12 protein-coding genes and 1 pseudogene are annotated in these 14,207 nt (G+C 36.9%); 7 read left to right on the top strand and 6 right to left on the bottom strand.

Annotated elements, in window-relative coordinates:
* Window positions 1–294: 294 nt before the first annotated feature.
* A complete protein-coding gene (locus tag Q0794_RS04035; RefSeq protein WP_298940321.1) occupies window positions 295–837 on the top strand; it encodes a hypothetical protein in 543 nt (180 codons plus the stop codon).
* A gap of 107 nt (window positions 838–944) precedes the next feature.
* Here the strand turns inward: Q0794_RS04035 and Q0794_RS04040 are convergent, their stop codons facing one another.
* Together Q0794_RS04040 and Q0794_RS04045 are read right to left on the bottom strand one after the other, a co-directional pair.
* Entirely contained in the window at window positions 945–2,573 is a 1,629-nt protein-coding gene (locus Q0794_RS04040; RefSeq protein WP_298940323.1) for an NAD(P)/FAD-dependent oxidoreductase, read from the bottom strand.
* Between the two features lie 282 nt (window positions 2,574–2,855).
* Complete coding sequence (locus Q0794_RS04045) at window positions 2,856–3,053, bottom strand: hypothetical protein (RefSeq protein ID WP_298940325.1); 198 nt, start codon at window positions 3,051–3,053, stop codon at window positions 2,856–2,858.
* A 243-nt stretch (window positions 3,054–3,296) separates the two neighbouring features.
* Here Q0794_RS04045 and sfsA point away from each other — a divergent pair, with 243 nt between their 5' ends.
* Window positions 3,297–3,992 (top strand): DNA/RNA nuclease SfsA, encoded by a 696-nt coding sequence (gene sfsA / locus Q0794_RS04050; RefSeq protein ID WP_298940327.1) that lies wholly within the window; start codon window positions 3,297–3,299, stop codon window positions 3,990–3,992.
* Between the two features lie 295 nt (window positions 3,993–4,287).
* On the opposite strand, the gene Q0794_RS04055 is transcribed toward sfsA, so the two are convergent.
* A complete protein-coding gene (locus Q0794_RS04055; RefSeq protein ID WP_298940329.1) occupies window positions 4,288–4,761 on the bottom strand; it encodes a peroxiredoxin in 474 nt (157 codons plus the stop codon).
* Between the two features lie 316 nt (window positions 4,762–5,077).
* Between Q0794_RS04055 and Q0794_RS04060 the strand changes: the two genes are divergently transcribed.
* Window positions 5,078–7,321, top strand: a complete 2,244-nt coding sequence (locus tag Q0794_RS04060) for a peptidase U32 family protein (protein WP_298940332.1) — start codon at window positions 5,078–5,080, stop codon at window positions 7,319–7,321.
* 647 nt (window positions 7,322–7,968) lie between these two features.
* Here the strand turns inward: Q0794_RS04060 and Q0794_RS04065 are convergent.
* Window positions 7,969–8,685, bottom strand: coding sequence for a hypothetical protein (locus Q0794_RS04065; RefSeq protein ID WP_298940334.1), 717 nt, complete (start codon window positions 8,683–8,685; stop codon window positions 7,969–7,971).
* 590 nt (window positions 8,686–9,275) lie between these two features.
* On the opposite strand from Q0794_RS04065, the gene Q0794_RS04070 reads away from it, so the two are divergent.
* The gene (locus tag Q0794_RS04070; protein WP_298940336.1) at window positions 9,276–10,880 is read left to right on the top strand and encodes an ABC-F family ATPase; all 1,605 of its coding nucleotides are present in this window, start codon (window positions 9,276–9,278) and stop codon (window positions 10,878–10,880) included.
* A 142-nt stretch (window positions 10,881–11,022) separates the two neighbouring features.
* Here the strand turns inward: Q0794_RS04070 and Q0794_RS04075 are convergent, their stop codons facing one another.
* Window positions 11,023–11,181, bottom strand: a complete 159-nt coding sequence (locus Q0794_RS04075) for a hypothetical protein (RefSeq protein ID WP_298940338.1) — start codon at window positions 11,179–11,181, stop codon at window positions 11,023–11,025.
* Between Q0794_RS04075 and Q0794_RS04080 the strand changes: the two genes are divergently transcribed.
* Window positions 11,175–12,386 (top strand): DEAD/DEAH box helicase, encoded by a 1,212-nt coding sequence (locus Q0794_RS04080; RefSeq protein WP_298940339.1) that lies wholly within the window; start codon window positions 11,175–11,177, stop codon window positions 12,384–12,386. The two genes, Q0794_RS04075 and Q0794_RS04080, sit on opposite strands and share 7 nt — an antisense overlap.
* A 153-nt stretch (window positions 12,387–12,539) precedes the next feature.
* On the opposite strand, the pseudogene Q0794_RS04085 reads toward Q0794_RS04080, so the two are convergent.
* A pseudogene (locus Q0794_RS04085) lies at window positions 12,540–12,683 on the bottom strand (excalibur calcium-binding domain-containing protein); the annotation flags it as partial.
* A 589-nt stretch (window positions 12,684–13,272) separates the two neighbouring features.
* Between Q0794_RS04085 and Q0794_RS04090 the strand changes: the two are divergent.
* Both Q0794_RS04090 and Q0794_RS04095 read left to right on the top strand, forming a co-directional pair.
* The gene (locus Q0794_RS04090) at window positions 13,273–13,683 is read left to right on the top strand and encodes a hypothetical protein (RefSeq protein WP_298940341.1); all 411 of its coding nucleotides are present in this window, start codon (window positions 13,273–13,275) and stop codon (window positions 13,681–13,683) included.
* Between the two features lie 98 nt (window positions 13,684–13,781).
* Window positions 13,782–14,195, top strand: coding sequence for a hypothetical protein (locus Q0794_RS04095; RefSeq protein WP_025565830.1), 414 nt, complete (start codon window positions 13,782–13,784; stop codon window positions 14,193–14,195).
* Window positions 14,196–14,207 lie beyond the last annotated feature (12 nt).

Raw genomic sequence — 14,207 nt, forward strand, 5'->3', positions numbered from 1 at the left:
TTAAATGATCAAACATAAACCGTAGTCATAACAAATCAACCAAAGATAATCGTATGGTTACATGCTTAAATTTATTTAAAGTTTATAGATAAACTTTATTTATTGGCTATATCGATACAAATAAAACAGACGCTGAATAAACACATCGATTACTGTACTATTCGCGCATATTTTCTAAAACCAAGTTAACAAAGAGCTAAAACAAGCAAAACAACTTGGCTAATAGCGAATACAATCACTAACATAACCAGTCGTTACATGATGGTCATAACACGCAATAAATGAGTAGTAAGAATGAGTGAAGATAACGAATCACATTTAGTCAAAAATCGAGAATGTGGAGAATGTACAGCCTGTTGTGTTGAACTTCTTATTGATGACAAAAATTTCAAGAAACCAGCCAACCAAGCTTGTGAAAATTTAATGGAAGCAGGCGGTTGTAAAATTTATCTGCAACGTCCTTCTGTTTGTCAAGATTGGTATTGTGCATGGCGCTTTATGGGGCAATTGGATGACAGTTGGCGCCCAGATCTGTCAGGCATCATGTTACGTTCTGATGAAAATGGCATTATCTTTCAACCGATACAAGATCCTAAAGTTGTCTTAATTAGAGATCGTGCAATAGAACTGATTGGTGGTGGTGTTGCACAAGGTATTCCGATGTCATTGTCTATCCCAACAAAGGCTGGATATCGTAGTTATGGCTTGTCTTTAAATGAACCGTTAGAGGAAGCGGTACAGTCTAGAAACTTAGTGATCATTCAAGACAAGTTACTAGAACTGATCGACTTTGCCGCATCACAAAATACTAGCCCGATCCCCATTCTTGAAGTCTAAAACTGAAGGCTTATATTTTAATGACGCTCAAATAACAAAAAGGTAATCATGCTTAATGCAAGATTACCTTTTTCAGTTTTACTTTATTTAGAGTCGAGTAGTCGCTTCTAAGCGTCTAAATCAGCCAACATTTTTAACGCGACTGCTTCAGCAATTTTAATACCATCAATTCCCGCAGATAAAATACCACCAGCATAACCAGCGCCTTCACCACCTGGGTATAAACCTTGTGTATTAACACTTTGGAAATCGTCACCACGTTTAATTTGGATTGGCGATGAAGTACGTGTTTCAACCCCTGTTAGCATCGCATCTTTACTATCAAAACCACGAATTTTCTTAGCAAAAGCAGGTAATGCTTCACGAATCGCGTCAATAGCAAACTGTGGCAATGCTTCACTCAAATCAGTCATTTTCACGTTTGGTTTATATGATGGTTCAACGTTTTCATAAGGTTTACCGCTACCCGCAGCAAGGAAATCACCAACCATCTGCGCAGGAGCATCATAATTACTGCCGCCCATAATATAAGCATGGCGCTCTAATTTACGTTGTAGCGCAACCCCTTGTAACGGATCGTTATTAAAGTCTTCAGGTGAAATTCCAACCACAATCGCACTATTGGCATTACGCTCACTACGTGAATACTGGCTCATACCATTGGTTACTACGGCATGTTCTTCAGAGGTTGCCGCAACAACAACACCACCCGGACACATACAGAAACTATATACACTTCGGCCATTTTTACAGTGATGTACAAGTTTGTAATCGGCAGCACCTAAAATTGGATGTCCTGCATTAAGACCAAATCGCGCCTGGTCAATCATCTCTTGCTTATGTTCAATACGGAAACCAATAGAAAATGACTGTGCGTCCATGTGTACGCCTTTGTCATGTAACATTTGGAAAGTATCACGGGCACTATGACCAATAGCAGCCGTTACGTAACGAGAATGAATCACTTCACCACCGTTTAACGTCACACCCGTCACTTGCTTATGACCATCAACTTCTTCCATATTGATTTCTTCAACACGTGTTTCAAAACGGATCTCACCACCTAATTCGATGATTTGACGACGCATTTTTTCTACCATGGTCACAAGCTTATAGGTACCAATATGCGGTTTACTTACATAGATAATTTCAGCAGGTGCGCCCGCAGCAACAAACTCTTGTTTTACCTTTAAGCCTTTGAAGCCAGGATCTTTAACTTGGCTATACAATTTACCGTCAGAGAACGTTCCTGCCCCGCCTTCACCAAACTGCACGTTTGATTCAGTATTTAATTCACTGGTACGCCAAAAACGGAACGTATCTTTTGCACGTTCATGAACAGACTTACCGCGTTCTAATACAATCGGCTTAAAACCCATTTGTGCCAACATTAACGCAACGAATAAACCACAAGGTCCCATACCAATAACGAGTGGGCGCTCAGTTAAATCGGCTGGCGCTGTCGCAACATATTTATAATCGGTATCTGGAGAAACACGTACATTTTGATCTGTTTCAAAATCACTCAATAATGTCGCTTCGTCAACATCTGTTAAAGTGATATCAAGTGTATAAATCAGTGTTATCTGATTCTTTTTACGCGCGTCATAACCACGTTTAAATACATGAATATTAACCAATTGCTGTGCTGTAATATTTAGCTTTGTTAATACAAACTGCTGCAACGCATCTTCATTGTGGTCGAGCGGTAATTTAACTTGGTTGAGACGTATCATGATTCACCTGAAAAGTGGCTTAAAAAATAAGCGCGTAGTTTACGTGATCTGTTTAGGAAATGTAATAATAGCCAGCATATTAAATAGCGATTTAAGCATATTAATTTAATGAAACTTAAGGAAACCTTTCAGCAACGACTTGCTTACTGGCTTATATCTGACAACGGCAATAAAAAAGACTAACATCGATATTAAGCCCTCTGTACAGGGCATAAGTTAAAACAAACCAAGCGACCGAGTATTTAGAGAAAATCCTTTGAGATCATTGATAAATGGAAAGTGTTAGTGCGCTTGTTTATACATAGCAATAGGAATGTTACAGGTGATCTTTTTTAAACGTTTAGAGCAACTAGTCAGACATAATTTTGAAACTTGTTGCTTTGACTCACTATTTAAACAACGAAAATCAGAGGCACATAACACGCCCTGCTCGAATAAATGCATTAGCTTATCTTCGTCTATTTCGATTTGAATGGTCATATCAGACTCCTCCAGTTCCATGTGTTTTTGGTGCTCCCTTTTAAAAAACTTATCGTCGTTTGAAAAATCATTCGGTAACTATACAACCACCAAATAATGTAATGGTAATCATTATCATTTAAATAGTAAAGAGCTGAATAATTAAAATATGACTAAATTGTTACAAAATTGTTGGTAAACTATTAAAAGTAAGTAACCACTTGATTAAAAATAATGAATTAAACCATAAAGGTATAAGTGAAAATGCTATTTGAAACACCTCTAAAAACAGCAATATTAATAAAACGCTATAAGCGATTTTTAGCTGATGTCATCCTTGAAGATGGGACTGAAACGACCATTTACTGTGCAAATACAGGTGCAATGACTGGCTGCGCAGAACCTGGCGACAGTGTTTTTTACAGCACTTCTAATAATAAAAAACGTAAATACCAATACACGTGGGAATTTACATTAACTCAAGCTGGCCACTGGATATGTGTGAATACCGCTAAAGCCAATGCATTAGTTGGGGAAGCGATTCAACAAGCGTTAATTCCAGAACTTCTGGGCTACCAACACTGTAAAGCTGAAGTGAAGTATGGTGAAGAAAATAGTCGTATCGACTTTCTATTAACCGATGACCATAAAGCGAACTGTTATGTAGAAGTGAAAAGTTGCACACTATTAGATGAGCGCCATCAAATGGGTGATGGATATTTTCCCGATGCAGTAACCACTCGTGGGCAAAAACACTTACGTGAATTAATTGAAATGAAACAGCAAGGTCATCGCAGTATTCTTTTATTTGCAGTGTTACATTCAGGTATTAAACGAGTACAAGCAGCAGACTTTATTGATAAAAAATATGCAGACTTGTTTGAACAAGCTAAAGAAGCGGGTGTGGAAGTGATTTGTTATTTCCCAGATTTAAGCGATGCTGTTAACCCATTAGCCTAATTTAGATTAATGTTTTAGAGCAATGTTATAAAGGTTGATGCTATAAAGGGTGATGTTATTCAGCGCTTAAAAGTGAGTTATCAATGTGACTAACAGCCATGAAAACAATTAAAAGAACAACAACTGGAAACTTATTTGAATAACAGCCCCTACCAACTGATTATTTTACATTTACTTTTTAGACCATTTAAAAAACAATAAAAAACGGAAGCTCAGCTTCCGTTTTTAGATATTTTTTTAGAGCCGATAGTGGACTTAAAATACTATAGTTTAAATAGCATCGTTAACTAAACGATTAAAGCGCAGCTAATACCGTTTCAGCAGTACTCGCTTCAAACTCACCAGCATCTTCAACATTTAATAACGTCACAGTACCGTCTTCAATAACCATTGCATAACGTTGTGAACGAATACCACCGAAACCTTCAGTATCCATTGATAACCCTAATGCTTTAGTGAAGCTTGCATCACCGTCGCCTAACATTAATAACTCAGAAGCATTATGCACTTCACCCCATGCTTTCATAACAAAGGCATCATTAACCGCAACACAAGCAATTAAATCAACGCCCTTTGCCTGTAACTTATCAGCAAGGACAACATAACCTGGTAAATGCGCTTCAGAACACGTTGGTGTAAATGCACCCGGTACCGCAAATAAGACAACTTTTTTTCCAGCAAAAAGTTCTGTCACATCATGTTTAACCATGCCATCAGCAGTGAGTTGGCTTAGTGTTGCAGCGGGTAATTTTTGGCCTAATTCAATCATGTTTTATCCTTTCATTGTGTTAACAATATTAGAGTAGAAAAAAGAGTAAAGAATACCTATTTAACTGTTCATCAAATTGAAATGTTGATCATAAATTTAATAGGTGATGAAATTATTACATTATAGAGTCTAGTTTATCCCTAAAGTTACCTAATAAACACAGAATAAAATAAGGGCTATTAGGTCGCTACGGAAAAAATCATGATAAAAATAAACGCTTATTAATTCTACAGCCGAGATAGCATAGTAAAACGCCATGGATAAGGGTAAACTCGCGCCTCAAAATAAAAATGAATCAAATAGATGGTGAAAAGTTATGAGTAGAAAAATCGAATTATTAGCCCCTGGTGGCGATGTTGACGCAATCAAAGCGGCGATCATTGCTGGCGCTAATGCCATTTATTGTGGTTTAGATATTTTTAATGCTCGTAACCGTGCTGCTAACCTTTCATTTGATGATTTAGTCGGCATCATTAAGCTGGCACACGAATATGAATGTGAGGTTTTTCTCACACTAAACGTGGTGATTTTAGAGCATGAAATTCCAACGCTCACTAAACTATTAAATCAACTCGTGAATACCGGTATCGATGGCATCATCGTGCAGGATTTAGGTATTTTTAATCTGGTTAAAAAGTTTTTCCCAAGCTTACATATTCATGCATCAACGCAGCTCACCACACACAATGAAGGTCAAATTTTATTCCTTGCTAAAATTGGGGCAACACGCGCTAATTTATCACGCGAATTAAACCTAACTGAAATCAAGATCCTCACTGCATTAGCACACGATAACGAAGTCTTAACCGAAGTCTTTGTACACGGTGCATTATGTATCGCCTTTTCAGGGCAATGTTACTCAAGCTCAGTGAGTGTCGGTAATTCAGGTAACCGTGGTCGTTGTAGCCAAGCTTGTCGTGATGAATATGAAGTGACTGCTGCAGGTAATAAATTCCCTCTTAATTTAAAAGATAACTCTGCGTGGTTTGATTTACCTGATTTAGTAGAAGCAGGTGTTGACTCATTAAAAATTGAAGGTCGTATTAAAGGCGCACAATACGTGCATACCGTCGTCGATAGCTGGCGCCAACAAATCAATACCTTTGTGGATACCGGTAAACTATTAGCCGATGACTCTGCTTTATATAAAGTCTTTAACCGTGATTTCACTAACTCGTTTTTGAAAGGCAACCTAACTAAAGACATGTTTATCGACAATCCTCGCGATAACAGCTTTACCCATGCCAATGAAAAAAATAATGCAATTTCAGTCGTACAAATTCAAGAAGTACAACAAGACTTACGTGACGATAAAAATAAAATAGTCGACGAAGTAGCCGCTAAAGTAGCGACCTTAAATATCGATAAAAGCGATTTATCATTAAGCTTCTCAGGGCAGTTGGATAAACCGTTCACCGTAACTATCGTGATTGATGAAAAAACTTTTGTAGTAGAATCTAACTCAAAAATGATAGCTTCAGAGCAATCAGCAGTGACATCAGACGCCATTGCAAAACGTTTTAAAAGCTTTAAAAACAGTCGCTATAACGTTGCTGAATTTGATTTCTCACAACTGGCTGATAGCTTAACGATTCCGTTTAAAGAATTAACAGACGTTAAAAACAAAGTGGCTTACTACCTTAATGGTGAAAAAGACGTGATTTCAGCGGTAACACTTCCACCGTTAACGTCACACCCTAAATTAAATGAAACACCAACGTTATCAATATTAATCAGCGATGAAAAAGATGCACACTTAGGTGACGTAACAAACGCAGACATCTACTTCAAGTTACCAGAAAGCTTTAAAAAACGTTGTAACAAGCAACGTGATATTTTAGCGCGTAATCCACGCTTTATACCTTGGTTCCCGGCGGTGTTAATTGGTAAAGATTACATCGAAGCCGTGCGTATACTTGAAGAGTTAAAACCTGCACGTATCGTCACTAATAATACCGGTATTGCACATAAAGCCTTTGAAATGGGTATTGAGTGGATTGCAGGTCCGTTTTTAAACACCACTAACTCTTACGCATTATTAACCATGCAAGAAGAGCTAAATTGTGCCGGTGCGTTTATCTCAAACGAAATCAACCGTAACCAAATTAAAAACATCAAACGCCCAGCTAACTTCAAAATGTTATACAGCATTTACCACCCTATTCTGATGATGACTAGTCGTCAGTGTTTCTTCCAACAAACCGTTGGCTGTAACAAACCAAGTATTGAAGATGGCTGTATGTTGAAGTGCCAAAAAGCGACAACGATTACCAACGTGAAAGGGATCTCTTTCGCCGTTGATAAACAGTTAGGTGGTTACCCAAGTATTTACAACCACGAACAATTCTTAAACTTTGATGCGGTAAGAGACTTCTCTGATTTATTTGATGAGTTTTTCATTGACCTAACGGACATTGGTTCAGGTTCAAAAGAGAAGCAAGATAAAGTGCAATTAATTAAACACTTTGAGGATTTCTTAGCGGGCGACCAACAAGCCGCTGCAACGGTGACAGGTATGGTGACGGTATCGACCAATGCACAATATCAACAAGGGTTGTAAATTAGATAATTATCAATCTTGGTGTTTAGTTTGTCGACTTCGTCAGCGTTTAGTGTAGTAATTTGAATTAGATTAGCTTGGTATAGATTCGTCTGCGCTCATCGGGGCAGGTGAATTATCTTAGCTTGCTAGCTTCGTCTACTTTCAGTGCAGCAGTTTGAATTAGATTAGTTTGGTGTAGTTCGTCTGCGCTCATTAGGGCTTTTTGATTACGACTGACCTTGGTATTCCGCCCTTGCGGCGGGTTCATTTTCTTTAAATGGCCAAAGAAAACAGAACCAAAAGAAAAGCCACCCGTGACGTTTCCTAATCCAAGCTAACCATTCATTTTAAACGCACCATTTCAGGATGGCCGTCCATGGCCATTCTGACATTACAGCAAACGTCCTGTTTGCTGTTGCTAAAATGAATCGTTACCTTGGGGAAACTTGACGGGACAATGAAGTAGCCACATAGGTTAATATTTTAAGCTTTTAGTTAACTGGAGATCTGCTAATAGGTTTCTGTAATATCGTTTATTTTGCATAAGTAAAAGTCAGAATAACCCCATTGCTATACTAATATTTTAAAAATGGGTATCCTTCAAACAAAGAAAAATACAAAAGCTAGGTTGCAAAGACTTAATACTGTGTAATTCAGTTCCGCCCCTATTTATTTTCGATATATTGATACAGAAGATATTTTTGGTCTTTGTATTTAGATCTAAATACTTCAAAATACTCAAAGCTTCGTTGTCTATTTACCCCAAGATCCTGCTCATGAATTTTTGTATCTTTATGCCCTAATAGTTCATGAGCAATGGTGTCTACAACATAAACAATTTTGTCTGGATCTATAGAATAGATAGGAATAACTATGCCATGAGAATATTCAATGACATACTCACTACCATCAGGAATCACGAACTCAAATTCAAATAGAAGACTTACATCCTTCACATAATCCAAGTAAGCCTTGAATAACTCAGGAGACTCTCCTTCCTCTCCTTTAAAGTTTTTTCCTGTTTTAATTTCAGTATCGAATGAAAATACTCGTTTAACCGTGTCATTTGTTGAATTAACGTAAGACTCGTATGATTTTATATATATATTGAAATCTTTTAATTTTTCGTAAAGAATTCCTCTCGTTAGAAAACGAATATCGTAAGTTTTCTCTAACGCATCAAGTAGGCCAAGAAAATTAATTTTATCTTCCCTGTTTAAACTTGTTTGAAGTTGTCTTGCTGAAGTTCTAGCCGAATGCATCGCTGCTAAAGCAGCAAATAATGTGAACAATGCAGTCAATACAATTGCTATAGTTTGCACTATTCCGTCAATATCAAATACAAATTTCATTTCTTCAATTATGAGTGTAATTAGCGACAAACTAAAATCCTTTGCTGTAGCAACTTATTAAATAAAAAGCCACTTTTCACAAAAATGACACATAAAAACTGTACAAAACTCATATTACGGTAATTTTATTTTTTATCAAAAGCTTAAAGTTTAAAAGTAGTCTAGAAATCATATCGCAATATAGTAAAACCTAATTTCAAAGCACAGATAACAAATGAACAGTCATTAACATATAAAGTAACTCAAAGAAGTTTATTAACCGCTATCCACATATTTTTGAAAGAAACTACTTACAAAATGATAAGTAGACTTATAAAACAAAAAAACACTTACAAAGCCGAATTTTTAGCTATAAAAACACAAAAGTACTTAAGCAATCATTAAATAGAAAATCCTTCTAGCGAGTACACTCAATATTTAGTTTACTTGGACCAATATCTCCCTCTGTAACTGCGATCTCAATGTGATTAAAAATAAAACAAAAAATAACCTGTTTTTCCTCACATAATTCGACATTTTAATTGCTTAATCTGTATACTTCGCGACCTTATTATTTCTGCAATGTTATTGATAGCCAATTGGCAAATAACCGCTTGCTCTAAACTGATGGAATCTTTACTTTGATATCTACCGCAAACATTACAATGCAATTTGGCGCAGAGCCGTTATTTGAAAATATTTCAGCCAAATTTGGTAACTTTAACCGCTACGGGTTAATTGGTGCTAATGGTTGCGGAAAATCAACGTTCATGAAGATTTTGACCGGTGCACAAGAGCCAAGCTCAGGTAACGTATCATTAGATCCTGGCGTTAAAGTCGGTACGTTAAGCCAAGACCAGTTTGCTTTTGAAGAGTACACCGTTATTGACGCCGTGATCATGGGCGACAAAGCATTATGGGAAATCAAGCAAGAGCGTGACCGTATTTACGGTTTACCTGAAATGACTGAAGAAGATGGTATGAAAGTCGGTGAACTTGAAAGTGAGTTTGCTGAAATGGATGGATACACTGCTGAAAGTCGTGCAGGTGACATCTTATTAGATGCGGGCATCGAAGAAGAGTTTCACTTTGGTTTGATGAAACAAGTTGCACCGGGTTGGAAGCTACGAGTTCTATTAGCGCAAGCACTGTTTGCAAACCCTGATTTATTATTACTCGATGAGCCAACCAATAACTTGGATATAAATACTATTAACTGGTTATCTGACGAGCTAAACAAACGTCGTTGTACTATGGTTATCATCTCGCATGACCGTCACTTCTTAAACTCTGTGTGTACGCACATGGCAGACATCGATTACGGTGAATTACGTATTTACCCAGGTAACTACGAATACTTCCTTGAAGCGTCTTCACTTATTCGTGAACAATTATTAGCAGAAAATGCGAAGAAAAGTGCTGAAATCGATGAACTACAAGACTTCGTAAACCGTTTTGGTGCCAATGCATCGAAAGCGAAACAAGCAAGTTCACGCGCTAAGAAAATGGATAAAATTAAACTGGATGATGTGAAATCAACCAGTCGCATGCACCCTTCTCTTGCGTTTGATGAAGGCAAAAAAATGCATCGTCAAGCGTTAGTATTAGAAGGTCTAGGGCATGGTTTTGAAGAAGGTCCGTTATTTAGTGGTGGTGATCTTATTTTAGAAGCCGGCGCTAAACTTGCGATTATTGGTGAGAATGGTGTAGGTAAAACTACTTTCATGCGTTGTTTAGTGAATGACCTTGAACACAACGAAGGTGTTGTTAAATGGTCAGAAAATGCGACTATCGGTTACTGCCCACAAGACAGTACTGAAGATTTTAATAACGATTTAACCTTGATGGATTGGATGGGTCAATGGCGTACTAGCAAACACAGCGATTTAATCGTGCGTGGTATGTTAGGTCGTTTATTGTTTACCGATGACGATGCAAACAAAAAAGCACGCAACTGTTCTGGTGGTGAGAAAAACCGTCTATTATTTGGTAAGTTAATGATGCAAGACATCAACGTATTAGTCATGGATGAACCTACTAACCACATGGACTTAGAAGCGATTGATGCATTAAACAATGCATTAAAAGAATTCAAAGGTACGCTTATTTTTGTCAGCCATGACCGTGAGTTTGTATCTTCATTAGCAACCCGTATTGTTGATATTAAAGAGACAAAAGTAGTTGATTTCCAAGGTACTTATAACGAATACCTAGCGAGTCAGGCAGAAGCTAAAAAGTTAGCTTAACTTCTCCATAATAGACTATAGAACACCTCTATCAATGTATAAATCATATAGGTTGATAGAGGAAAATTTACAATATAAATTAGAATAATAAATAAAGCAGAGCTAGTTATATAAACAGCTTATATAGCTGACTTTTAATAAGTCACAATAAACCCATAAAACCTGTCACTTTTCCATCTTTGTCATGCCCATCACCGTTGACTTTCAACAACTGTGAGATGCGTTTGATACTTTGCTTATGTAAAAATGTGGCCGTTTTATACCATTTTAACTTGATAAGTAGAGACAAATAACATGTCATTTTCAACTCTTGGATTAAGTGATCCAATCGTACAAGCGGTAACTGAACAAGGTTACAAAACACCAACGCCTATCCAAGAAAAAGCGATTCCTGTTGTATTAAAAGGTAAAAACCTAATTGCCGCTGCACAGACAGGGACAGGTAAAACAGCAAGTTTTGTATTACCTATTTTACAAAAATTAATTGATGCACCGTTAGTTCGCCCTAAACGTGTACACGCAATGATTTTAACGCCAACACGCGAGCTAGCGATTCAAGTTGAAGCAAATATTCAACTTTATGCAAAGCATCTGAGCATTACCTCAATGGCAATGTATGGCGGTATCGATGCTGAACCACAAAAACAACGTTTGATTGAAGGCGTTGATATTTTAGTAGCAACACCGGGCCGCTTGTTAGACATGTACACGAGCCGCTCTATCCATTTTGATGAAACAACTATTTTAGTCATTGATGAAGCTGACCGTATGTTAGACATGGGTTTTATCAGCGACATCAATAAAATCGTTGAGAAGTTGCCGTTAGAACGTCAAAACTTATTATTCTCTGCGACCTTATCTAAGCAAGTGCGCTTTTTAGCAAGAACGGCAGTGACAGATGCTGTTGAGATTTCAATTACACCTGAAAACGTAACGGTACCAAAGATTGAGCAACACTTGATCACGGTGGATAAAGAATTTAAATCTGCGTTATTAAGTCATTTGATCCATGAAAACAAATGGCAACAAGCATTGATTTTCATTGAAACTAAACGTGGTGCGGCTAAGTTAGTCAGCCAGTTAGAAAAGCGTGAAATCGCAGCAGAATCGTTCCATAGTGGCCGTAGCCAAGCAGTGCGTGAGCAATTAATGACTGATTTTAAAGAAGGTAAAATTCAGTTCTTAGTGGCGACTGGCATTGCTGCACGTGGTATTGATATTGACGATCTAGAACGCGTGGTTAACTATGACTTACCTGATGAAGCTGAAGATTATGTTCACCGTATTGGTCGTACAGGCCGAGCTGGTGCAGCGGGTGAAGCTATTTCATTAGTTTCACGTGATGACTTTAGAAACTTATGTGCTATCGAGCGTCATTTAGGTTACTTCATTAACCGTGATGTCGTTGAAGGGTTTGAACCTAAATTAGTGGTACCTGATTCAAATGCCGCACATGCGCCTAAAACCGCACAAAAAGGCCGCCGTCGCCAATCGAACAAACGTTAAATCAATAAGCTAATTAGTTTAATGATTTAATAGATAAAAGAAGCCCAGTATTTACTGGGCTTTTTTCGTTTTAAGCTTTCAACCGTTCTAATTCAACATCTATCAATTCAAACAGCTAAATTGAAAAGTTATTTCAAACAGATATTAAAAGCCTCAGAAACGAGAGTCACTTTCACAGGGGACACCATCATAATCGCCATCCATTTTAGTATTTGGACAGTTATTAATAAAGAACTCAGCTTCGGCTCTTGACGTCATTTGACTGCAATAGGTTCGGCCATCACATTGAAATTCTGAATATTGAAATCCTGAATTAATATTGTCTGTTTTTTGGTTAGATGCTTTATTACTGGTTTTCTTTTCACTTGAAAGTATAACGATTGAGGCTTTAACTGATTCTCGTCTTTCACATACGACATTATCTGGTACTTTACCGTATAAAATACGTCCTTCTTTAGTAATGCATTTAATCTTGTCGTCAATCGAGACACTTGATGAAGCAGATTGTATAAAAGGTAATTCACTTTTTTTTTATAATTGATTACCGTATTAGGCAGCAGCAAGTACGATACAAATTATGAGTATTTTTTTCATTTAAACTCTCTTTCCATGAACATCACTCACCCTATTCCTTATTGAAACTTTATTGCTCTCTTTATTAAATTTTTTCTTAACGTTATTAGCGCTTATTCAAAGTGTTGAAATTACTTTTTAAAAGCTAATAAGAAGTTTGTCTTTATCAATTTTAGATTCATAGTTTATTGATCAATCGACATTTTTTAAAAAATAATTAAATTATTTTTAAAAAGTGTGAAATAAAATGAATTATAAGACGGTCTGCTTAATCTCTACACTAAAACCATTATATTTTATTTAAGGAAAAACCATGTCACAAGCTTTATCAATAGACACAAAGAATCGTCTTCAGTGTTCTCTTGCTGCACTGCGCTTAGGTGTTTTCATCGTTATGTTCATGTGGACCATGGATAAATTTGTTAATCCAGGCCATACCGCTAAAGTATTTGAAATATTTTATGGGTTCGCAAGTAGCACAACTATTGTCTATATTCTTGGCGCTTTACAGCTAATCCTAGTACTTTCATTTTTGGCAGGCATTAAAAAACGCATCACTTACGGCATTATATTACTAATGCATGCCGCATCAACATTCTCCGCTTACAATCAATATCTGGATGGTTTTAACAATCTACTATTCTTTGCTGCTTGGCCAATGTTAGCAGCATGTTTTGCGCTTTATCTATTACGTGATGAAGATGTGAAATTCACTATCAAATAATTAATCATGATACCCAGCTTTTTAGCTGGGTTTTTTATTTGTATTAATAAAGCTAATTTTTTTAATCTCTCTATAAAAAAAACTAACAGGAAAATTCAATGTCTCAGTCTATTTCGCCAGCTTTAACAGATCGTCTACAAAATAGTTTACTCGCACTTCGTCTAGGTGTTTTTATTGTTATGTTTATTTGGACCATGGACAAGTTTGTTAACCCAGCTCATTCAATTGGCGTACTTGATAAATTCTATGGTATTGGTGGCTCTAGCCACATGATTACCTACCTACTAGGTGCATTACAGCTATTATTAGTACTTGCTTTTGTAGCCGGTATTAAAAAACGTTTTACCTACGGTCTTATCTTTTTAATGCACGGTGGTTCAACATTATCTGCGTTTGCAAAATATGCAGACCCATTTAATAGCCTATTATTTTTTGCTGCATGGCCAATGTGGGCGGCTTGTTTTGCGCTTTATTTATTACGTGATGCCGACGTTAAATTTACAATAAAATAGTGTTATTTAGCC

It is taken from the genome of uncultured Psychromonas sp. (assembly GCF_947489755.1).
In the GTDB taxonomy this organism is placed as follows: Bacteria; Pseudomonadota; Gammaproteobacteria; order Enterobacterales; family Psychromonadaceae; genus Psychromonas.